Genomic DNA, 21058 nt, shown 5'->3' with positions numbered 1-21058 from the left:
GCCTTTACGCCACCGTTACGATGTAACCATAAATACGATCCGTAAATTCAGTCAGATTGTTCAGCATCAACCCGCCAAAAATGAGCACTGCCAGCAGTATGCCGATAATCTTCGGCACAAAGGTAAGCGTCTGTTCATTAATCTGCGTTGCAGCCTGGAAAATCGATATAATGATGCCGATTACAAGCCCGATCAAAATAGGCGGCAGCGCCACTGTGAGCACTGTGCTGATTGCATCCTGCATTACTTTTATAATTGTCGCCTGATCGATGATAATCACTTCCTTGTCTTAGCCTGGCCTCACTGCCAATATCGGCCTGTCTTCGTATTTCTTCCCCTCTCAGGCCAACTATGTGAACGTTGTAAGCAGCGACTGCATCGTGAGCGACCAGCCGTCCACCAATATAAACAGCAGCACCTTAAAAGGCAGCGAAATAACGATTGGCGGAAGCATCATCATGCCCATCGCCATCAGCGTACTGGATACGACCATATCTATCACAATAAATGGAATATAGATAAAGAATCCAATCTGGAATCCGCGTTTCAGCTCGCTCGTGATAAATGCCGGAATGATCGTTGTAGTCGGCACCTCGTCAAGGTTCTGCACATCCGACGTATCGGAAAATTCCATAAACATTTCAAGGTCCGGCTTATAGGTCTGATGCAGCATGAAATCACGGATCGGTTCCTCCGCCGCGTCGACAGCCTCTTCAAATGTGATTTCCTGCGCCACATACGGATCGATCGCCTCGGTTTTTACCTGCGTAAATACCGGGGCCATCACAAAAAACGTCAGGAAAAGCGCAAGAGCAACCAATACCTGATTGGGCGGCATCTGCTGCAACCCAAGCGCATTTCTTGTAAACGAAAGTACAATGATGATTCGGGTAAACCCTGTCACCATCAACAAAATCGCGGGTGCTATACTGAGAATCGTAAGCAATCCCACAAGCTGCAACGCCGTGGAACGGCTCCCCACGAGTTGTGTAAGCGGATCAGATCCGCTGTCCGCCCCCGTGCCGTCGCCCGTCGTATCTGCACAGCCGCATAACAAAACCACTGCCACAATTATAATAACGGTGAGTAAAACTACCTTCTTTTTCAATCAACAATACCCCTCGCCGCCGGCGATCATTCCTTACCCAAATGTCCTTTGTCCTGATTATCGTCCTGAGCATCCGGCTGCGTCTTCTTTTCAGCCATCATTTCTTTAAGCTGTGCGTCAAACATCCTTTGCTGTTCTTTGTTTCTGCCTGCCTTTTGGAAATAGCCCGACGCAACAATCCGGAAACTTTTGCAAAACCGCCTCCAAAAGTTCTCCGGCCGCACGGGCGCCGAAGCTACCGGCGCTTCCCCGCTTCCAGCTGCATTTTCAAGCGTTTGCTCTTCCTGACCGGCTTGCGGTTCCGGCGGCGTTTTTTCCAGCTCTTCTTCCGTTTGGATCGGCACTTTGTCGATACACTTGATTTCCTGCGCCGTTGTACTCAGAAGATAATATTTCCCCTGGAATTCGACCACCATAACCGTTTTATCCCTGTCAATCGCAATCCGGTCTGCAACACTCACCAAATGCCCCAGCTCCTGGCGCTTTATACCCGGCCCCGACTTGCCCGGCTCCTTTTTCATTCCCTTGCGCATAGAGCGTTTCGCAACAAATTTTGTCAGGAAATAAGCGGCGAGCAAGATCAACACTAAATAGACGATCATAACCAGTATATTCTGGAAATCGATCCCCTTAGCCAGTTCGACTGTCTTTTCTTCTACCACGTTTTTTGATCCCCGCTATAGCTGCATCCGCATAACTTCGTTATATGCGTCAAGCACCTTATTGCGTACCTGCACGACCATATCAAGCGCGATTCCCGCTTTATTGCTGTTGATCATTACGCCTGCAATGTCGTCCACTTCGCCTGCAAGCAGCGCCTGTGTGTCGCTTTGTGCGGTTTGATTGAGCTGATCGGTTTGGGCTATGGCGTTTGTCAGCATATCGCTGAATGAAGCCCCCTGCCTGTTTTCTGTCTTTTGGCCTGCCGCAGCCTGATATAATTCTGCCGGCGAGGCAATAGAAGTGATATTCATGAATCGATACCCCCGTAAATCGTCTGTTATTTCCCAATATCAAGCGCGGACATTGCCATGCTCTTCGTTGAGTTCATAACGGTAATATTGGCCTCGTAAGACCTCGTCGCAGACATCATGTCCACCATTTCGCGCGCAAGCTCCACATTGGGCATACGCACATATCCAAATTCATCCGCATCCGGATGCGTCGGATTATAATCCAGCTTGAATTCGGATGGATCCTCCGCAATTTCCGTAACCCGGACTCCGCTCCCCGCAGTACCGGAAAGCGAATTGTTGAGCTGTGCTGAAAACGGCGTTTCCTCCTTCTGCTGAAATACCACATAACGCCTTCTGTAGGGCTGTCCGTTCGCAGTGCGCGTTGTGTTGATGTTTGCCACATTTTCCGCGACAACATCCATACGCAGCCTTTGCGCGGTAAGCGCCGAAGCCGTAATGTCCATTGACTGTAAAAAAGCCATGTTCCTACCTCCCCGTCAAAAACCTATTGTCCCTTAATTGCCGTACGCAGCTGGTTAAACTGCCCGTTCACCTTATTTAAAAGCGTGTTATAATAAATCACATTTTTTGCAAAATCAGCCATTTCCTGATCGATATCCACATTATTGCCGTCCATGCGGTAGGTTGTGTCCGCATTTTTAACAACAGCGGCCTGCACATTCGAAGAATCTCCCGCGCCAATCGTACGGTGGGTATCGCGCGTCCTTGTATGCCGGAACCCGCCTTCTTCTTCGGATTGCAGCGCTTCTTTGTACAGCGACTCAAATTCCACATGGGAAGCCTTAAAATCCGGCGTGTCATTATTTGCCACATTATCCAGTATCACAGAATTACGTTTCCACGAAGCTGCGACACCCTGTTGCAGCGAATTGACTCCATCAAAAATATTCATATTTACAGTCATCCTTCCCGCAAAACAATATCCCCGCTTAAAAAAGCATATAGCTATTGCAATATTATATCATACTATACCAAGTATATCCGATTTCAAATTTTCTGTCAAACGTTTTCGTCCGCCTTTTCGCATTCGGCCAAAAGATGGTCGACCACCGAAACCAAATGACCGATTTCCGGTTTGGAGAGCTGTTCGTCAGCCCCGACCTCTTTGCACTTAATACGCATTTCGTCATTGACAAGCGAAGAAAAAATGATGACCGGTATTTTTTTCAAAATGGCGTCTTCCTTCACAAGCCTTGTCAGGTGATGCCCATCCATTCTTGGCATCTCGATATCCGTTATGAGGCACGCGACACGCTCCAAAACAGGCGCTCCATTTTCACAGGATTTTTTCACTTTACACAGGTAATCCCATGCTTCCTGCCCGTTGTCGCAGCGTTCCGTATTGGTATAGCCCGCTTTGTGGAGCGCTTCTGTTATCATTGCCGCGAGCAGCGACGAATCCTCCGCGATTAAAATCGGCCTCTCGTCCCTCATACGCTCGCCGAGCTTATCGATCTCCGATAACTGAATGCCCGTCTCCGGCGCGATATCTGCCACAATCTTTTCGAAATCAAGTACAGAGATCAGCCTCCCGCCGTATTGTGCAAGTCCGGTCACAATTCCTTCCATACCGCCATAGATCGTTTTATCAGGCTTATCGACGTCCTTCCACGAAATTCTGTCAATTCCTTCTACTGTATGTACGCGGAACGCAATATTCATCATGTTGAAATTGGTTATAATGAATAAGTCCTTATCCTTATCGTGTTCCTCGTCCATATCGAGGTATGCCGGAAGGTCTATCACAGTAATCACTATGTCCCTCGGCTTAAATACTCCCTCAACCGCCGGATGTACATGCGGCATTTTTTTGACTGGTGAAGGCATCATGATCTCTTTGATCTTTGCCACGTTGATCCCAAAGGTATTGCCGGCGATCGTAAATTCCATGATTTCTATTTCATTTGTCCCGGATTCCAGCAGGATTCCCTGCTTTGCACCATTTTCATCCATAGCCCCTTACCGCTTCCCTTCACACTTACATATTTTTGCTCTTCAGGTATTGCCCAAGCTTTACGTCCTCACGCTTAATGTGGTTCAAAAGCCACATTCCTACCTTTGCGTTTACCTTGCCCACCAAAACGATAGACGAGCCATCCCTTTTGTATTCCGCCGCAATATCTGCCACCACTTTTTTAAATGTTTCATGATAGCCCTTATGTTTCATAAAATCAGGATAACCCGACTGCCTTTGCAGCGTTTCCTCGTCACCAAAATGCTTTGTAATATAGTCGCTTAAAAATTGCAGCGTCTTTTCTACCTCAACGCGTCCCTTGCCCTGCGAGCATGCAGCCTCCAGTTTGTTCATCGCATCAAACAATTCCTTGTGCTGCGAATCGATCTTAGCGTTACCCGTTTCCAGGTCTCTTGTGAATACATATGCCATAAATTTTTATCCCCCTTTCCCGCTTTTTACAGCGATTTCACTGAATGCAGATTGTGCAAATCTCTTGCATTTGTAATTGATACCAAAAGCCTGTAACCAGCCTTTTGGCAAACTGCTATCATGAATTTCCCGGAAAACCCTAAAGCGCGCAGCAGGGTTTCCCCCGCCGCGCGGCTTTATGATCCGGTGAAAGAAAGCCTTTTACCAAAAGGGTTTCAGGCTTCTTTCCCCTTACTTTTTCAGAACCTCTCAGCCCAAACTTATCTGAGCAGGGACAGAACGTTCTGCGGAAGAGAATTCGCCTGTGCAAGCATCGCTGTGGAAGCCTGTGCAAGGATATTATTCTTCGTGAACTCTGTCATTTCCGAAGCGATATCCACGTCGCGGATACGGCTTTCAGCTGCCGTCAGGTTTTCTGCCGAAACCTTCAGGTTGGAAATCTTGTGATCCAGCCTGTTCTGCATGGAACCAAGCGCAGCCCTCTGGTCGGAAACCTTGTCGATTGCCGATCTTGTGGCGGTGATCGCTTTTCCGGCAGCATCCTGTGTGTTGATTTCGATGCCGTCAAGGCCGAGGCCTTTCGTGTTCATCGAGTCGATCGAAACGGAAAGCTGCTCGCCTTCCAGAGCGCCGACCTGGATGCGGATCGCGTCAAATTTCGTTTCCGTCACCGGTGTGAAGCCCGACGTATCGACCTTGCCGTCCACGATGAATGCCGAGCCCTTGATCTGAGCGTTCAGCACGTTGCCAGCAGCGTCTTTCAGGCCCTGTGCAATGTTTGTCACCGTATCGCCCGACTGGAATTCATAGGTGTATTCCGTACCGTTCGATTTGATGCTGATCGTATCTCCGCTCTTGAGCTTTACTGTGTCAAGCTCAACTGTGGATTTCGTTGCTGCAGCAGCCGTGAATTTCACGCCATATTCGCCAGTGCCGGCTACGTCCTGCGTTACTGTGAAGCCATCTCCAGCAGCTGTCGCTGCAACGGTAACATCGTTCATACCACCGTCAAGCGCTGTCACGAGATCCGCAAGCGTTTTGCTGGAATCCCATTCGATACCGACATTGCCTGTCTGAGCCGCATCACCTGCAGCGATCAGTTCAAACTTCCTGCCGCCAATCGTAATCTGGTCTCCCACTTTCAGGTCTTCCGCTTTTACCTTAGCCGTCGTTACGCCTTGTGCAGCAGCGACCGTGTCAACACCTTTTGTCACTTCAGAAACAGCTTTTCCGCCGCCAAAGCCGCTTGTCGTACCCATGATTGCAGATTTATTCGGATCCGCCTGAGCAGTATCCGCTTCAAGAACAATCTTGTTACCATCTTTCGTCGCCGTATAGCCAGACAGAATCGGATCGCCGGAAGCATTGTAAGCTGTTACGATATCGTCAAGGTTATCTGATAAAGTATCGCCTGCGCTAGCAGTCCATGTAAGCTCTTTCCCGCCAATCGTAACCTTACCCTGTGCATCATCAACTGCAGCCGTACCTGTAAAATCGATCTCGTATTTTGCTTTTACAGCCGTAACAGCCGCCTGGCCCTTGGTTGTCACTTCCGTAGTCATAACGCCGTTATTCGCAGCGTCCACCGTCTCCGTCACGTTCACGCCCGCTGTCTGCGCGCTTCTCTGCGGTCCCTGATAGGAAAGGGAGCCGTCGAGGATCTTCATGTTGTTGAAGGTTGTCTGCTCTGCAACGTCGTTGATCTCGCGCTTTAACTGCTCGAATTCCTTTGCAAGCGCGTTACGGTCAAGCTCCTGGTTGGTGCCTGTAGCGGACTGGTTGGCAAGCTCGTTCATCCTCTGCAGCATGGAGTGCGTTTCCTGCAGCGCGCCCTCAGCCGTCTGTACGAGCGAAATCGCATCCTGCGAATTCTTTGTCGCCATGTTCAGGCCGCGGATCTGGCTGCGCATTTTCTCAGAAATCGCAAGTCCTGCAGCGTCGTCGCCCGCGCGGTTGATGCGGTAGCCGGACGAAAGCTTTTCAGCGCTCTTGGCTACGTTATCGTTGTTGATCGTGTACTGACGCTGTGTGTTAAGCGCCATAATGTTATTCTGAATCCTCATTTTTGAATCCTCCTGATTCTTTTTTGGCATCTTGCCGTTTTATTGTGAAACCGCAGCATATTGTTTCTATTGCGCCGCTGCCTAGGATTGCCGCGCCAGGTAACTTGTGTTGCGTTCTCTAGTTTCTTTTATCGTCACTTTTCCAAAAAACTTTAGCACAATTTTTATCTTTTTCGCATTACCCCAGAACGCTGTCCCACATCTCGTTCACCATATCGATACATTCGAAGTATTTTTGCGAAATTACATGCACCGGTATGCCGAGTTCCTGCGCATTATTGGACATTTCAACCCAGTTTCCCTGCTCGTAATGCAGCACGAGGCTATACAGCGTACCCGCACGTCCCTTTTTTTCGAGGAGCGCTTCTATGATAACGTCTGAAAGGTTGAGCTGCCCAAGCGCTTCTTCAAGCGGCATATCCAAAAGATTGCCCAGCGTGGAAAACATCCCCATAAGGTATGCCTCCGATTTGGAAAGCGGCATATCCTGCGCGAGTAACAATAGCTCTGCGCACAGGTTCGCACGCAGGAACGACACCTTGATAAATTCAGAAGGCATTTGCGCGTCCGAACGGAAGCTCATCAGGTAAATCCACTGCTTGAGCTGTCCCATACCAAGCACCACCAGCGCCTGATGCACAGAGGACACCTTCTTGCGCAAGGCAAAATATGCCGAATTCACAAGCTTGAAGAGAGCATACGTAAGCGTTACATCCCGCGATACAAGCTCCTCTACCTCATCAAAATTAATTTCGTCCCTCGTAACCGCCGCCATAAGCTGCAGGAAATTCCCCTGCAAATGCTGCATATTCCTGGTCTTTTCCGGCAACACCGTCGCTATGTAGGGCCCCTGCATAAACCTGATATGCAGATGCTTTGCAGCGTCCAATGCCTTTTGGTCGTTGATATTGTAAGCGACGATCTCTTTTTTAAGACCTGTTGCGATTTCTACAATATTATCAAGCGACGCAACGCCCCTTGCGAAATTGAGTTTAATGATGTCTACGTAATCAAGTGCAGTCAGATACCGGCTGTTGAACTCAAAGCCTTTTAGCGCTACTTTATAGTTTTGTTTTTTATATTTCTGTACGATTTTAACCGCCAGCGGATTCAGCAGGACATCCTCATCGATCTGTATTACGAGTTTATCCGGATCAAATATGCGCGGCACATTTCGGAACAGGAGGTTGGGCGTAAAATTAACAAACGCAATTTTCCCCTCCAGAAAATCGCCGCTCTGGAACTGCATCAATAACGTTTCCACGGCATTTGCCGCATTGGAATCCCCAACGATTCCCATTCCTGTTCCTTCGTCCACATACAGGATTTCATATGCCCACAATTCATTCTCTTCATTGTGGATCGGTTGTTTTACAATATATGACTGCATATAAACCTCTCCTTACACCAATGTCCTGAGCCCTGCATAACCAAGCACCCTGTCCGCATAATCCCTGATTGACTGCGGTACGGTCAGATATTCCGGGCTGTTGCTGCTCGTTACGCCGCGTTTTGCGATATTGCCGGGGCCGGTATTGTAGGCTGCAAGCGCCAATTTTACATCCCCGTCGTATTTATCGATCAGGCGGGCTACCTCGTCGACGCCGCAAAATATATTTTGACGTGCATCATACACGTCGGTTACGCCAAATTCCCGGGCGTTCTCCGGCATGATTTGCATCAGTCCCTTCGCTCCCGCGCCTGACACGCACTGTGGATTGAAATCCGACTCCGCCTTGATAATCCCCATAATAAGGTTTACGGGAACGCCGTACGTTTGCGACGCTTCTTCGATAATATCCATATAGGGCGCGGCTTTTTCAATCATACCGTCGCTTGTATCTACGGCAGCCGTATAGGATACGCCGTAACTGCTCATGAGCTCCGGCGTACCGCATTTCGCGCAATATCTTCCCGTTGGCACACCCGTATCCTGCGTCAGCGTGTTATAAAGCGCCGTCTGTGCCGAAGCAGTATCCGCAGTACCCTGCGTGGTTGTCTGCTGCGATACCCCAAGCTTATCCTGCAGGATCGATTGGAACTGTGCGTTTGGAGTCCCTAAAACGCTCTGAATACGCGCCTGGATTTCCCCAACCCTCGCCTGTACATTTTCAATTCCCAATCTGCTTTCCTCCGTTTACTTCTTCCTGTAAATCGACGGCCTGACATACTCAAAATCCGTCTCATTATTGATCAGCGTCTCCGAAAGGCCGATGAACAAATATCCTCCCGGATGCAGGCTGTCATAGAACTTTTTAGCAAGTCTTCCCCTTGTCTGCGAATCAAAGTAGATCATTACATTCCTGCAAAAAATCATGTGGAATTTCCTCTTAAAGTGGAATACAGGCTCCATCAGGTTAAATTTGCGGAAAATTACTTCGTTTTTGATTTCCTGTTTGACCTCATAGGTGTCGTCTCCTGCCTTCCTGAAATACTTTTTGCTCCAGTAAGGCGGCATGCGGTTCATCCGTTCATCCTTATACACTCCTGTTTTTGCGATGCGCAATACCTTGTCTGAAATATCGGTCGCAAGCACCTTCGTATCGAGTCCTCTTTTATTTCCTTTAAAATACTCGTCAATGAGCATCGCAATCGTGTATGGCTCCTCGCCTGACGAACAGCCCGCGCTCCATATGCAAAGATTTCCGTCACGTATTTTTGCAACGCTTTCAGCCAGTGCAACTTCTTTCATGAAATCAAAATGCTGTTCCTCCCGCATAAAATACGTGAAATTGGTCGTAAGCTTTGTAACGAGCATGGACACATCCTCGCCGGTATCGTCCTTCTCCAGATGATCGATAAATTCTCCAAAAGAATGAAAGCCCTTTTGTTTGAGCGCATTTGCCATTCTTCCCTCAATAAGAAGCTTTTTCTCACTGAGGTTGATTCCAAAATTCTGGTACATATAATCGCGCAGGCGATGAAACTCTTGTTCTTTTAGCTGCATACAATCCTCGTCATATCAATTTGTAGTCTCTTCTATAAAAACATATCCACCAACAAGCCGCGTATGTCGTCGATGTCATCCAAAAAGCTGATATTCTCCTTTTCCTGCTCAAGCAGTTTTTTTGTCATACCGTCCAGCTTTCCATTTACCGTTTTGATCATGGCAAATATCTTGCTGCGCCCATTCACGCCAAACTTGCTTTCCTTGCAGAATGCAAACCCATTGCTCACGGTTTCATTGATCAGTCTGGTAATCATCTCCCTGTATTTTTGCAGCTCGCCCATATCTGCGCGCTGCCCAAGCTTTGTTCCCTGTTTCTCAATGTCGGCAACCAGCTGGCTGACGTGCTTCATATATGCGGAATTGGTTTCCTTTGTCATCTGGCTCCGGAAAACCAGTTCCCCATCCAGCGGATTTGAAATTTCCGCATCGTTTCTGGCAATAGTCTCCATCGACAGGCTGTTGATTGTCTGAACCTTCATCTTTTCCCTTTGCTATTTGAGCGGCACTTGCTCATCAGGCATCTCCACTTCCTGCATTTGTTTGTTATACGCGTCTATCGTCCTGATAGACCTGGTTGTCTCACGCATCTGCTTCATTTGCTGTTGCATGATCTCTGAAAGCCGTTTTTTGTTGGCGTCCTCTGCCTTTTCAATTTTTTCGAGCAGCTGCCCGTAAAGCCACCTGTGCTTTTGCACTTCCTGGCCTGCATCTCCATCGTCCGTGCGTAAATTCAAGCCCTGTATCTTCCGAATGATTTCCGCACGTTCATCGAGCTTTTTCTCCACATCGCCGGGCTCGTCAACCTCCCCGGTCAAAAGCGTCGAAATTTCCTCCGTCAGCTTTAAAAAATCCTGCAAAAGTGCAGTTGCCGCTTTCCATGCGGCTTCATCATTATTCCGCTCCGCTTTCACTGAACACATCTCCATCCACGCTTCCTTTTGCTTCTCCCCATGCCTCGCAGAGGGATGTCAGCATTCCGATTACAGGATCAATTCGTTCCATATCCCTCGTAAGGCCCGCCTGGACGATCTCGTCTATCATAAACTGATAAAGCTCGAGCAGGTCCTTTGATACGTCAAACCTCAAATCAAGGCTCCTTACAAGCTCTAAAATGATGTTCTCCGCTTTTTCAAAGCATTCCAGTATTTTGCCGGGCTCATTGTTTTCCTGTAATATCTTTGCCAGTTTCAGCTGTTTAATACAGCCTTCATATAACATAATGACCAAATCAATCGGACTGGCCGTGGTTACAGATTCCTGTTTATACCTGTTTTGCAGGTTTGCAGTTGCGTACAAAGCTGTTTCCTCCTACTATTTTCGTAATTGCCACGCAGTTTTTATCCGCCAAATTGCGCTTACGATCTTCCAAGCTGTGAATTGAGCGACGATATCTGCTGCGTCAGCCAGGTGCTTTGCTGTTGATACTGTGACATCAACGTCTCCATCGTTGCAAATTTATTGTATAGCGCCTCCTGCTGTTCATACATCTTCTTCAGCTGGTCGCTCATTTTTGTTTCCGTATCGCTGATCTGCTGGTTGGTATTTTTCAGGTTCGTGCTGCGAATCGTACTCCTTGCATCAGACAGTTGGTCGAAAAAACGGGAAATAAGGCCTGACTGCGCGTGTTCAACCTTGCTGTCCGTAGCCGTTGAGGTAGCCGCCATAACGTTTGCGACCGCATCCGGATCCTTTTTCATCATTTCCCGGAATTTATCCTCGTCAAATTCAAGCTGCCCGCCATACTTTTCCTTGCTGTAAGCAATCGTGGAAATCCCGAGGTCATGGGCCGAAAGCCCTGTATCCCCTACCGCCTCAAAAAGGCTTGTCCTCATGCCGAACAGAAGGTTATTGACCACGCTGTCGTTCCTCAATATGCCCTGTTTTGCCTTTTCATCCCACTGCTTCAGGTCATCTTCAGACAAGTCGGCACGTGCGGACTGGGAAAGCGGCGAATAATCATAATCAATCTCTTCTGTAATCTGTTCGTAAAGGGACTGGACAAGCTTGTTGTAATCTTCTACAAATTTCTTGACCTTATCAACCACCTTATCGATATCCTGCTCCACCGAGAAAGAAGCCGGGCCAAGCTCCGCCACCTTCGGATCTGAAGAGTCAAACGCCGTTTTGAGCGTGAACTCCATTCCATCGAGCACGAAGGAATTGGAGGATTGTGTGATGGTTTCCCCGTCGATTTCAATCGTCGCGTCTGTTCCGCGCGAGCTTGCTTCAGCCGTCCCAAAAAAGGAATCAGCGCCGCCAAATGCGTTCGCGCCGTCTTTATTTGCGACGGTTACCGTTGCATCGCGCCCTGTTTCACTACTGGTGAAAACAAACGAATCTGTAATCTGGCTGTAAGTAAGCTTTGCTTTCGCCTCTTCGTTTCCGTTCACTTTATTGATCATTGTCTGCAGCGTATCGGTAGTGTTGAAAGAAAAATCCACTCCGTTTACAGTGAAACTGAATTTGCCTTCCGAATCAAGCTGCAGGTCAATGCCCATTTTTGCCGCGGCTGTCGCAATGGTGTCTGTTCCGCGGTCAATGGTTTGATATTTTGTCGTTGTATCTTCCTTGATGCCCGTAAGGCCATCATTCCCGAAGAAATTTCCCGTCTTATTGGATACGGAAACCTCCGTACCCGTTCCTGTCACATCGCTGCGCAGCATAAACTGATCCTTCTCCTGGTCGTAGGTCATCGTGACCTTGGCGTCCGCATTGTCATTTACAGTCTGCAACACGGATTTTAGCGTATCTGACCGTTCAAAGGTAAAGGTTTCTCCATTGATTTCAAAGCTTATTTTCCCACTGGCATCAAATCCCAGGTCCTTACCGGTCGCCGTAGCGATCTCCCCGAGCGTCATATCCTCATTGATCAGGCTTTTGGCTTTAATTGTGGTATCCGTAATTCCAAACGCCCCGTTTTTGCCAAACACTTCAGGGCCGGCGGAATTTGCGAATACAAGCGCTGTTTTTTCGCCCTTTACCGTGCTTTCAAAATGAATCTGTCCTCCCACAACCGACATTTTTGCCTTGGCGGACGGATTTCCACTCACCGAATCCAGCACATCCGTCATTTTCTCGTCCTGGTCAAACACAAAGGTCTGTCCATTGACAGAGAAGGAAAGCTTATCGCCCGAGCTTGAAAAATTGAATACTTTGGTTCCGTCTTCATAGGTAAGCTCGCTTAACTTTTGGTCCTGCCAGTCCGCTCCAAGCTTTTTTGTGCCTGAAACCGATGCAAGCGAATTCGAATTTGCCGTTCCCGTAAGCCCCGCAACCCTGTTCCTGTACTTCGCCCCATTCACCGTCGCATATTCCGCCAGCGTGGTTTTTGTAATTTTATGGTTTGAAATCGTGGCGTTTGCCGTGCCTTTGATGTCAAAATATGAACTGTATTTATCTGAAATACTGATTTTATAAGCCTTGTATACATTCGTAGAGAATATATTATCCGCGCTTGTCTGGCTCATATATTTATTGCTGAATTCCAAAAGCTTCGTATTAATGTCCGTATATGCGTCCCGTTTCCATTCCAGCTTCGTTTTGCTCTGATACATACGGTCAAGCTTTGCCTGCTCCGATTTCATCGCTTTTTCAATCAACGAGTCGGTATCCATTCCAGAGATGAGTCCGGTAATCCTCGACGTGGAATAAGAACTGATTGGATTTGTTGCCATAATTCATACTTCCTTTCAAAACATTTCGTTTGGTAAACAAACGGTCTTACACTGTTTATATCGTATTGTTTGCCAAAAACTTTAATGCTTTTCTTCAAATATGCACAAAATAGTCGATTTGTGACATCGTATTATTGCTGTATGCGTCGGAGCAATATCCGTTGCGAATCAACTGCCTGCCCGCCTGTGCGATCGCGACTCCACGCGTTTGGTCGTAAGTTCCGTCTGCGGATGGCCTCACCACCTGCAGGTGTCCGTGCCCCGAAGGATTTTTCCACGATGTTACCGCGGGCATCCCTGCGTTCGCATATTGCTGCGCTTCCTCAGCGGTTGCTTTTCTCCATCCATAAGCGGCTCCATTACCGTTCAGCCAGTCGTTCACGCCGTTCGCATCAAGCTCTTTCGCATTCGCGCCTGCCGAGGCCATAGGCACGCCCGTCGCCGTATTGATAAAATGGGGTATCTCCGCCCTCATCGCGCGCGTCACATCCCACGCAAAAATATTGCAGTATGTATCTCCTGTACCGTTTTTATTGACACGGTAGCGTTCATTCGTTTCCACTCCAAACTGATCGATCACGCTTTCGTACGCCTGTGCGCTGCGTTCTCCGACATGGTTGGTAAGCGATGGATTGGACGGCAGCCAGGACGAGCTTGGTATTCCTTGCTGCGCTGCATTCTGGTAAGAATCCACAAAATAATGCTGGCATTGCGACGTCGTCCCCGTGCTGCCGGTAAGGTTTGTGTTTCCGCTTTTCTGCTGCGATAACAAAATCATCATTAACATAAGCATCATACTGCTGTCAGAGCCGCCCATTCCGCCAAGAAGCCCGCTCATAGAGCTGCCTGATGAGGAAGAATCAGCAAAGCCCCCGATTGATCCGGCCTGCGAGCCCATGTAACTGCTCAGAAGCTCAAGAAACATATTGTTGTTTGAGCCGCTTTGCGACGTACCCGTGGCCGTGCCGTTATACAAATTTGAATTGATTCCATTGATCGTAGACATTTTCTCCTCCGTTATAAGGACTCAAATCCTGATATCGATTCCTTCCACCCGTGCTGCTGGCGCTTCTGCTCCAAGCGCTTGCGTCGCGTTGAGCGGCGTTACAGGCGTTTTGATCCGGCATACGCTGATCCCGCCAATTTTAAAGTCGCTTTCTTTCAGCTCGCCGGCTAGCTGCTCTGCGGCTTCCTGTAAAAATCGTTCCACGCGTTCGTTCTCCACCCTTAGCTCAACCGTAAGCTCCCCGCTTTCCGTCCTGAGCACAGACTCCACCCTTCCCATATATTGGGTTTCCAGGGCAATCAACACCGTCATACGCGTGCGCTCACCCTCCTGTTTTCCACGGTTGCGTTCAAACACATATAGCTCTGCAGTGTTCTTATTCCCACCGGTTTCAAAGGGTATCTGGCAATAATAAAAATGATTCAGCTCTGCGCCGATTTTAATCTGCGAGGACATTTCTCCCGCTTTTTGCGTGAGATACCCCCCTTCGCCCGTCAGCCTTGCCGCGTTCTCCCTTACATTCTCCGCGAGCGCCTGTTGCCCTTTAAGCGCCTGCTGCAACACTGCCGCATTTTCCGCATCCTGCCTGACCGGTGTGAAAAATTTCTCCAGCGCTTGGATGATCTGTTTTGCTTCCTGTACAGCCTGACCGTTGCCGCCCTGTCTCTGTACCGGCTGTTCCTGTAAAGGAACCCCCTGTCCGGTAGCTGCCGCTGTTTCTCTTCCTGCGGCGCTTCCCTGTGCCTGCCTGTCTGTTCTTCCCGCAGGCTGCTCCTGTCCTTCCGCAATCTGTTGCTTCTGGATGCCGGCCTGTTCCTGTGGCGCGGCTTCGCTTGCAGGCATTTGAGCCTCGCTCGCTGCCTGTGTGTGTTTTGCGGTCTCGTAGGCTCCAACCAGAATCGCGCTCAGGGCTGCTTTCTGCTCCTGCGTCACCTGCACAGCCGCTGTAAATTTTTGTATTGCGGCTACCGCCTGTCCTTCTTCAAGACCGGAAAGCTGCTGTGCCAAAGCGCGCAACGCTTCCGGTGCAATGCTTTTCGTTGCTGCCTGCCCTTCCTGAGCCGAAACACGGTTCAAAAAAGATTCTATAAAATCAGGCTTTTCCTCCACAGTTTGCCCGCTTGTTATCATTTGCTCGAGAATATTGCTCAGCTCCTGTGCAGTATCGCCAATGGGCTGCGGCTGTGAAAACCATCTCTGCAAAGTCTCAACGTTCTGCCTTGTAACCGGCACCTCGTTTTCCGCCATGAAAAACGCCACCGCCGCCTCGAGCAACGGAAACTGCTCCGCTATTTTCAGCAGCGTGCTGATTTTTGCCGCTGTCGGAAATACATTCCTGTCCAGCAAAAACTGGGCTGCCTTTGTATTGCTTTCCGAGGGCTGCACCCCCATGTTCATCAGGTATACCTGCATTTCGTTCGCTTCCAGATTCACCGTCTGCCCGTTGATTGCCGTAAGGCGGAGCTGCATCTGGCCTTCGCCCTTTGTTACGAGCGTCAGCTCTAAAACGTCACCGGGCACAATCCCTGAATCTTTGGGGAAATCCGCCTGAACCAAATCGCCGGTTGCGGTCTTAAGCGTCAGCTTTCCTTCAGAAACTTCCACAACCTGCGCCTGTGTGCTCTGCCCGGGAGCAAGGCGCTCAAATGCAGACAATCCGCCGCCAATTCCTGGCTTATTCCCGTTTCCCGCAGGAGAAACCTGCATCATACCCGATATCTGCATTTGTAATCCCTTTCTTACGCAAAAGCGCTAATCATTTGCCAAATCCCTTCGATAAACTATAAAGGGATTTATACGTTTTCCCAATCAACCGATACGGAGTACCAGATGAAAACCAATTCAAAACCGGGCTCACAGGCCGCAGCCTTAAAATACGATCCTGAGCGTGACAACGCTCCAATTATTTCCGCCCTCGGCACCGGCTATGTCGCTGAAAAAATCATTGAGTCCGCCGAGGAACACAACATTCCCATCGTTGAGGATAAATCCCTTTCGGACGTTCTGGTAAAGCTGTCCGTCGGCGATGCGATCCCTCCCAAGCTGTACGAGGCCGTCGCGCAGATACTGGTGTTCCTGAGCCAGAAGGACAGCGAGTTCCATTCCAGAATCAAACCATAGCGGCTTTATTTTTTGACGTTTCCCGCAACCAGGTAATTCATCAACGCAGGAGCAATCTCCTCGAGCGGCTCTTGCTTTGTTACGGCGCCTAATTTTTTCGCGACCATCGGCATACCGTATACGACGCATGTCGCTTCATCCTGACCAATCGTAAATGCGCCCTTATTTTTCATTTCGAGCAATCCCTGCGCGCCATCCGCGCCCATTCCCGTGAGCAAAATCCCCACCGTGCTCTGATCTGCAAATTTAGCGACCGACTGGAACATCACATCCACCGACGGACAGTGCCCGTTGACCTTATCCCCCGCCCGGCAATGCAATACCATATCGTTTCCGCTTTTTGTAACCGTGAGGTGTTTGTCTCCCGGGGCAATATACACCCATCCGGGTTTTACAACATCGTTATCCGCGGCTTCCTTGACCGAAACGGCACATTCTTTATCCAGCCTCTGTGCGTACATATTGGTAAAAACCGGCGGCATGTGCTGCGTTACAACCATTCCCGGAATATTTTTAGGAAGTCTCCGCAAAATAACGCTCGTCGCTTCCGTTCCTCCTGTCGAAGCCCCAAGCGCAATCAGTCCGTAGGGATTACCCACAGTCACTCCCGGAGCTACATTTACCGTTTTTGTATTTGCGGCAGGCTTAGCCGGCCTTTGGAATCGTTTCATGGAAGCTTTGGATGCAATTACAATTTTGGCTGCAATTTCCTGGGTAAACGATTCGAGACATCCTTTTTGGCCGGCGGATGGCTTCGCAACAAAATCAACCGCACCCGCACGCATCGCTTCAAAAACAATGCCCGATACGGAGCTTACCACCACAACCGGCATCGGCCTTTGCTGCATCATAATCTTTAAAAAATCAATGCCGCTCATTTTTGGCATCTCAACGTCCAGCGTCATAACATCCGGTTTCAGGGCAAGTATTTTATCCTTTGCGTCAAATGGGTTTTCCGCAGTGCCCACAACCTGTATTTTAGGATGATTGATCAGCGAATTTGCGATTGCCGTCCTGTAAAATACGGAATCATCCACAATGAGCAGCTTTATTTTATTTTCGTTGCCGATAGCTTTCAAAGAGTTCTACCCCATTTCCGCTCAAATCAAATCGTTTGCATTTGGCATATTAATTTCCGTAATGCGGATTCCATAATTATCGTCAATGACAACTACCTCGCCCTTGCCGATACACTTTCCATTCACAAGGATGTCCACCATGTCCCCGGCTATTCTGTCCAGGACGATCACCGATCCGATATTAAAATCAAGAATATCCCTGATCTTTTTATGTGTTTTACCAAGCTCCACAGTTACGTTCATCGGAACGTCCATAATCATCTCGATATTGTCCAGCGACGGTATCTGCGGGTTCCCGGATATATTATTAAAGCTTGGAAATTGCGGTTCCGATACCCGTATGTTCTGCCGTTCCCGGATTACATTATTTTCCGGAGCGTTGTACGCCGGCTGCATATCTCCTTGCGGCTGCACATATTCGGCGGCAGGCTGCGGGTTGCTTTGCGGCTGCGCCTGCTGTGCAGGCGTCGCCGGTACTTGCGCAGCAGGCACAGAAGTCAATGGCTCTTCCGTCATTCCCGTGTCCTCCTGCATTTGACGCCAAACGCTGTCCGCCGTACTCTTTGCAAATTCCACCGGTATAATCTGCATAATCTCGCTCGTAAGCAAATCTTCGATTTCCATTTTAAAGCTGATCTTTACAAGCGGGCTTTCCGGATCCGCAAAGGAGTCCGACACTACGCCGCTGTCCATCACCAGCCGTCTGGTGGTCGGTGTGGAAATATTTACCAGCTTGTGCAGGATATCTGCGAGCGCCGTCGCCGAAGATCCGACCATCTGATTCATGATCTCCCCCATAGCGCTCATATGTATCTCTGTAAGCTCAATGTGATCGGGATCCACTTCCTCCTCATCGCCAAGCATCAGATTTGTTATCAGCGCTACGTCATATTCTTTTAAAATCAGTAAATTATTTCCCTCAAGCCCCTCGGTATACTGCACCTCGGAAACCACAAGCGGCACAGGATACTCCCTGCTCAGGGAATCGAGCGTGTGGATCGATATCATCGGCGTTGTGATTCCTACTTTTCGTCCAAGAAGCGTAGACATTGTAGTGGCTGAGGTGCCCATACAGATATTGCCGATTTCGCCAAGCAGATCCTGTTCATTTTTTGTCAGATAATCATCCGTTAACAGGTCCGGCCCCTCACTCACCTGCCCTGCCTCTACGAGCATCTGCTCAATCTGGTCCTGGTCTAAAACTTCATTACTCAATGTTCTCATTCTCCTTGATAATCTTTGCTACCTGTACTGCATATTTATGATTTTCCGTACCAATCACACCCATAAATTTGGGAATCGATTCAACGCTTACATTAATCCCGTCCCTGATTCCATGATCCAGGCAGATAACGTCCCCCACCTGCATACCGATAATTTCAGAAAGAGGCGCCTTTGTTTCGTTAAAGGTGGCCTGCAGCGTCACATAAGTATTGTTAAGCTGCTCCTCCAGTGTTTTTTGCTTGCTTTCCTTTGCTTCCGTCACAGTATCGGCGAGCGTCCAGTTTACGGTATTCAGTTCCTTTGCCACCGGCTGGATCGAAAAATGCGGGATACAAAAGGATATGATTCCTTCAATCTCGTCCAGCTTCGTATTCATCGTAACAATAGCCGCCGGTTCATTCATAGCCGCGATCTGCGTAAACTGCGAGCTGTTTTCAATGCTTGTCAGGATGGGGTGCACATCGACGATCTTCTCCCACGCTTCCTTGAGCACGCCAATCATCTGGTGCAGAATATTTTCCACAATAGACATTTCGATTTCCGTAAACGATTTTTCGTTTTGCGAATAATCCGCCGCACCGCCAAACAACCTGCTGATCAGCGCATAGACGAGCGTTGAAGAAAGCTCTACAAGGATCGAACCCTGAAACGGCTTCATATCGATCACCCCAAGCACAACGGGCGAGGGAAGCGAATTATTGAATTCGCCAAAGCTTTGTTCCTCCACCGACACGACCTCCACCGTACAAACCGTGTGCAGGAGCCCTGTCAGTTTATTGGCAAACAGATACGCGAAGCTGTCATATACGACATTAAGGGTTCGCATCTGCTCCTTATAAAATTTATTTGCAGTTCGAAAATCATAGATTCGCACGCTGTTTGAATGATCGTTCGTTTCGTCGCCAAGCGAAAGGTCCTCCCCTGCGTTCAGCGCATTCAGCAGCTCGTCTATTTCATTTTGCGATAATACATTCGCCAATTAGCTTCCTCCTAAAGACTATTGCAGTTTCTGAAATTGTGGCGCATGCAACATTTGCATAAAACTGCTACGCAACAACATTTCCATGCGCACAGCGTGCGCTATGAATTGTTTGTATGCTGTAAAATATATAAGTAATGGCCTTTTTCTGGCTACTGTATAACGAAATCACTGATAAAAACCTGCACCAGGTCAGTAAGCTGTAACTCCGCCTGAATTGCAGCCGTCATTTCCTGCTCCAGTTGGTCGATTGCCCCCGGAGTGCGGAGGTCTTCTTCATTATGCGAGCGCAGCACCTTTACAATTTCGTTTCTGATTACCGCTACATTCGTTTCCAGGAAAGTAGTCTGATCCTTACCTGAAAGCGCAAGCGAAGTACTGGTTTTGCACAGAGCAGTGCTGTCTACAATATTTGTTACGAAATATTCACCGGGAACATAGTAATAAATTTCCTCATAATTGGTTCCTGTCGCGCCCTGATCCGTCTCGTCTTTATTCGCAAAAAAGTTAAAATATACAAAGAATGCCGCTGCAACTACAATTACCACAATTATGATCGGTACAATTTTCTTCTTCATCTTTTCCTGTATCCTTTGCTGTTATCGTTTTCCAATACCTCTATGCCCGTTTATTTGTCAGGCGGGGCGTTCATGCTCTGCACAATGAACTTGACGCGCCGGTTCTTCTGCCGGTTTTCTTCCGTATCATTTGGGGCGACGGGATCCTGATCCGCCCTCCCCGTCGTATAAAACTTGTCATCCGTCAGATCGCTGTGCTCCGTCATATACCGCTTTACTTCATTCGCGCGTTCGGAAGAGAGCGACCAGTTGTCCTTGAACTGCGTTGTGTTTTTGATGGGCGTACTGTCCGTATGGCCCTGTACCGTAATCGCCCTGACGCTGTTTTGCGAATTTGCGATCATAGTTGCGACATTATTCAGAATATTCTCGGCATTCTCATCCCTGATATCGGCCTTTAATTCGTCGAACAAAATTCCGTCCAGAACCGTAATATAGATATATTCCCCTTCCTTTTCCAACGCAATCGTGTTTTGCAGGCCGTTATCATTTACATACTGCTGGAGCTGCTCATACAGGTCATTAAATACCGCCGCAAGCTCCTGGTCGTATTCGTTCTCTTCAGGATTGTCATTACTGGCCTTATCTTCTTCCGTCTTATCCCGCGGCGTAACCTTTGGAATATAGTCGCTGGGCGCAAACCCCGATGTGGGGTTTAAGGGATCAATCGGCTCCACGATCGACGCAGCCGGTTCCCCGGTAAACGATTCCACAATACGAATCCATTTCGATTCACTCATCTGGGAAGATGCAAACAGCATAACGAAAAACGTCAAAAGCAGCGTCACAAAGTCACCATAGGTGTCCATCCAGTTTGCGCCGTCTGACTCGCGCTTTTTCTTCTGCCTTTTATCGCTCATTTGCCGTCATCTCCCGCTTCTTCCTCTTCTGTGGCGGTTTCCGGCTTCTTTTT

The 21058-nt window shown here is 48.6% G+C and carries 24 protein-coding genes; 1 reads left to right on the top strand and 23 read right to left on the bottom strand.

Annotated features, from left to right (window positions below):
- Positions 1–4: 4 nt before the first annotated feature.
- The 18 genes from fliQ to fliK all read right to left on the bottom strand — a co-directional run bounded on the left by fliQ (position 5) and on the right by fliK (position 15889).
- Positions 5–271 (bottom strand): flagellar biosynthesis protein FliQ, encoded by a 267-nt coding sequence (gene fliQ, locus CHK_RS09540; protein WP_082103498.1) that lies wholly within the window; start codon positions 269–271, stop codon positions 5–7.
- 78 nt (positions 272–349) lie between these two features.
- Positions 350–1108, bottom strand: a complete 759-nt coding sequence (fliP, locus tag CHK_RS09535) for a flagellar type III secretion system pore protein FliP (RefSeq protein ID WP_046443831.1) — start codon at positions 1106–1108, stop codon at positions 350–352.
- 26 nt (positions 1109–1134) lie between these two features.
- Positions 1135–1770, bottom strand: coding sequence for a flagellar biosynthetic protein FliO (locus tag CHK_RS09530; protein ID WP_046443830.1), 636 nt, complete (start codon positions 1768–1770; stop codon positions 1135–1137).
- Between the two features lie 15 nt (positions 1771–1785).
- A complete protein-coding gene (fliE, locus tag CHK_RS09525) occupies positions 1786–2082 on the bottom strand; it encodes a flagellar hook-basal body complex protein FliE (protein ID WP_046443829.1) in 297 nt (98 codons plus the stop codon).
- 26 nt (positions 2083–2108) lie between these two features.
- Complete coding sequence (gene flgC, locus CHK_RS09520) at positions 2109–2546, bottom strand: flagellar basal body rod protein FlgC (RefSeq protein ID WP_046443828.1); 438 nt, start codon at positions 2544–2546, stop codon at positions 2109–2111.
- A 23-nt stretch (positions 2547–2569) separates the two neighbouring features.
- Complete coding sequence (gene flgB, locus CHK_RS09515; RefSeq protein WP_052740494.1) at positions 2570–2977, bottom strand: flagellar basal body rod protein FlgB; 408 nt, start codon at positions 2975–2977, stop codon at positions 2570–2572.
- Between the two features lie 107 nt (positions 2978–3084).
- Positions 3085–4038: a chemotaxis protein CheV gene (locus CHK_RS09510; RefSeq protein ID WP_046443826.1), complete on the bottom strand. Its 954-nt coding sequence runs from the start codon at positions 4036–4038 to the stop codon at positions 3085–3087.
- Between the two features lie 25 nt (positions 4039–4063).
- Complete coding sequence (locus tag CHK_RS09505) at positions 4064–4471, bottom strand: bacteriohemerythrin (protein ID WP_046443825.1); 408 nt, start codon at positions 4469–4471, stop codon at positions 4064–4066.
- A gap of 260 nt (positions 4472–4731) precedes the next feature.
- Positions 4732–6534, bottom strand: a complete 1803-nt coding sequence (locus CHK_RS09500; protein ID WP_046443824.1) for a flagellin N-terminal helical domain-containing protein — start codon at positions 6532–6534, stop codon at positions 4732–4734.
- 178 nt (positions 6535–6712) lie between these two features.
- Entirely contained in the window at positions 6713–7924 is a 1212-nt protein-coding gene (locus CHK_RS09495; RefSeq protein WP_046443823.1) for an EAL and HDOD domain-containing protein, read from the bottom strand.
- 12 nt (positions 7925–7936) lie between these two features.
- Positions 7937–8656, bottom strand: coding sequence for a lytic transglycosylase domain-containing protein (locus CHK_RS15750; protein WP_052740493.1), 720 nt, complete (start codon positions 8654–8656; stop codon positions 7937–7939).
- Positions 8657–8671: 15 nt separating this feature from the next.
- A complete protein-coding gene (locus CHK_RS09485) occupies positions 8672–9481 on the bottom strand; it encodes a CheR family methyltransferase (protein ID WP_046443822.1) in 810 nt (269 codons plus the stop codon).
- Positions 9482–9513: 32 nt separating this feature from the next.
- Positions 9514–9963, bottom strand: a complete 450-nt coding sequence (locus CHK_RS09480; protein WP_046443821.1) for a YaaR family protein — start codon at positions 9961–9963, stop codon at positions 9514–9516.
- A gap of 12 nt (positions 9964–9975) precedes the next feature.
- Positions 9976–10410: a hypothetical protein gene (locus tag CHK_RS09475; protein WP_131924812.1), complete on the bottom strand. Its 435-nt coding sequence runs from the start codon at positions 10408–10410 to the stop codon at positions 9976–9978.
- Positions 10376–10780, bottom strand: coding sequence for a flagellar export chaperone FliS (gene fliS / locus CHK_RS09470; RefSeq protein WP_052740492.1), 405 nt, complete (start codon positions 10778–10780; stop codon positions 10376–10378). Before fliS ends, CHK_RS09475 begins: the two co-directional genes overlap by 35 nt.
- 59 nt (positions 10781–10839) lie before the next feature.
- Entirely contained in the window at positions 10840–13158 is a 2319-nt protein-coding gene (gene fliD, locus CHK_RS09465; protein ID WP_046443819.1) for a flagellar filament capping protein FliD, read from the bottom strand.
- A 94-nt stretch (positions 13159–13252) separates the two neighbouring features.
- Positions 13253–14164, bottom strand: coding sequence for a hypothetical protein (locus CHK_RS15745; protein ID WP_052740491.1), 912 nt, complete (start codon positions 14162–14164; stop codon positions 13253–13255).
- Between the two features lie 21 nt (positions 14165–14185).
- On the bottom strand, positions 14186–15889 hold the full coding sequence (fliK, locus tag CHK_RS09455; protein ID WP_046443818.1) for a flagellar hook-length control protein FliK: 1704 nt from the start codon (positions 15887–15889) through the stop codon (positions 14186–14188).
- Positions 15890–15994: 105 nt separating this feature from the next.
- Here fliK and CHK_RS09450 point away from each other — a divergent pair, with 105 nt between their 5' ends.
- Entirely contained in the window at positions 15995–16285 is a 291-nt protein-coding gene (locus CHK_RS09450) for an EscU/YscU/HrcU family type III secretion system export apparatus switch protein (protein ID WP_046443817.1), read from the top strand.
- Between the two features lie 5 nt (positions 16286–16290).
- Here the strand turns inward: CHK_RS09450 and CHK_RS09445 are convergent, their stop codons facing one another.
- The 5 genes from CHK_RS09445 to CHK_RS09425 form a co-directional block, all read right to left on the bottom strand.
- Positions 16291–17364 (bottom strand): protein-glutamate methylesterase/protein-glutamine glutaminase, encoded by a 1074-nt coding sequence (locus tag CHK_RS09445; RefSeq protein WP_046443816.1) that lies wholly within the window; start codon positions 17362–17364, stop codon positions 16291–16293.
- 21 nt (positions 17365–17385) lie between these two features.
- A complete protein-coding gene (fliY, locus tag CHK_RS09440) occupies positions 17386–18579 on the bottom strand; it encodes a flagellar motor switch phosphatase FliY (RefSeq protein ID WP_052740490.1) in 1194 nt (397 codons plus the stop codon).
- Positions 18572–19567 (bottom strand): flagellar motor switch protein FliM, encoded by a 996-nt coding sequence (gene fliM, locus CHK_RS09435; RefSeq protein WP_046443814.1) that lies wholly within the window; start codon positions 19565–19567, stop codon positions 18572–18574. The genes fliY and fliM overlap by 8 nt, the downstream gene beginning before the upstream one ends.
- 152 nt (positions 19568–19719) lie before the next feature.
- Positions 19720–20145: a flagellar basal body-associated FliL family protein gene (locus CHK_RS09430; protein WP_046443813.1), complete on the bottom strand. Its 426-nt coding sequence runs from the start codon at positions 20143–20145 to the stop codon at positions 19720–19722.
- A 50-nt stretch (positions 20146–20195) separates the two neighbouring features.
- On the bottom strand, positions 20196–21005 hold the full coding sequence (locus tag CHK_RS09425) for an OmpA/MotB family protein (protein WP_046443812.1): 810 nt from the start codon (positions 21003–21005) through the stop codon (positions 20196–20198).
- Positions 21006–21058 lie beyond the last annotated feature (53 nt).

It is taken from the genome of Christensenella hongkongensis (assembly GCF_000981035.1).
Classification (GTDB): Bacteria; Bacillota; Clostridia; order Christensenellales; family Christensenellaceae; genus Christensenella; species Christensenella hongkongensis.
This window is presented reverse-complemented; position numbering and strand designations above follow the sequence as displayed.

Excerpts from the sequence above, each read along its gene's own strand:
- fliE (WP_046443829.1), bottom strand. The coding sequence starts at position 2,082 with ATGAATATCACTTCTATTGCCTCGCCGGCAGAATTATATCAGGCTGCG.
- CHK_RS09510 (WP_046443826.1), bottom strand. The coding sequence starts at position 4,038 with ATGGATGAAAATGGTGCAAAGCAGGGAATCCTGCTGGAATCCGGGACA.
- CHK_RS09430 (WP_046443813.1), bottom strand. The coding sequence starts at position 20,145 with ATGAAGAAGAAAATTGTACCGATCATAATTGTGGTAATTGTAGTTGCA.
- fliD (WP_046443819.1), bottom strand. The coding sequence starts at position 13,158 with ATGGCAACAAATCCAATCAGTTCTTATTCCACGTCGAGGATTACCGGA.
- flgC (WP_046443828.1), bottom strand. The coding sequence starts at position 2,546 with ATGGCTTTTTTACAGTCAATGGACATTACGGCTTCGGCGCTTACCGCG.
- CHK_RS09485 (WP_046443822.1), bottom strand. The coding sequence starts at position 9,481 with ATGCAGCTAAAAGAACAAGAGTTTCATCGCCTGCGCGATTATATGTAC.
- flgB (WP_052740494.1), bottom strand. The coding sequence starts at position 2,977 with ATGAATATTTTTGATGGAGTCAATTCGCTGCAACAGGGTGTCGCAGCT.
- CHK_RS09450 (WP_046443817.1), top strand. The coding sequence starts at position 15,995 with ATGAAAACCAATTCAAAACCGGGCTCACAGGCCGCAGCCTTAAAATAC.
- CHK_RS09480 (WP_046443821.1), bottom strand. The coding sequence starts at position 9,963 with ATGAAGGTTCAGACAATCAACAGCCTGTCGATGGAGACTATTGCCAGA.
- CHK_RS09475 (WP_131924812.1), bottom strand. The coding sequence starts at position 10,410 with ATGGAGATGTGTTCAGTGAAAGCGGAGCGGAATAATGATGAAGCCGCA.
- CHK_RS09500 (WP_046443824.1), bottom strand. The coding sequence starts at position 6,534 with ATGAGGATTCAGAATAACATTATGGCGCTTAACACACAGCGTCAGTAC.
- CHK_RS09425 (WP_046443812.1), bottom strand. The coding sequence starts at position 21,005 with ATGAGCGATAAAAGGCAGAAGAAAAAGCGCGAGTCAGACGGCGCAAAC.
- CHK_RS09505 (WP_046443825.1), bottom strand. The coding sequence starts at position 4,471 with ATGGCATATGTATTCACAAGAGACCTGGAAACGGGTAACGCTAAGATC.
- CHK_RS09495 (WP_046443823.1), bottom strand. The coding sequence starts at position 7,924 with ATGCAGTCATATATTGTAAAACAACCGATCCACAATGAAGAGAATGAA.
- CHK_RS15745 (WP_052740491.1), bottom strand. The coding sequence starts at position 14,164 with ATGTCTACGATCAATGGAATCAATTCAAATTTGTATAACGGCACGGCC.
- fliK (WP_046443818.1), bottom strand. The coding sequence starts at position 15,889 with ATGCAGATATCGGGTATGATGCAGGTTTCTCCTGCGGGAAACGGGAAT.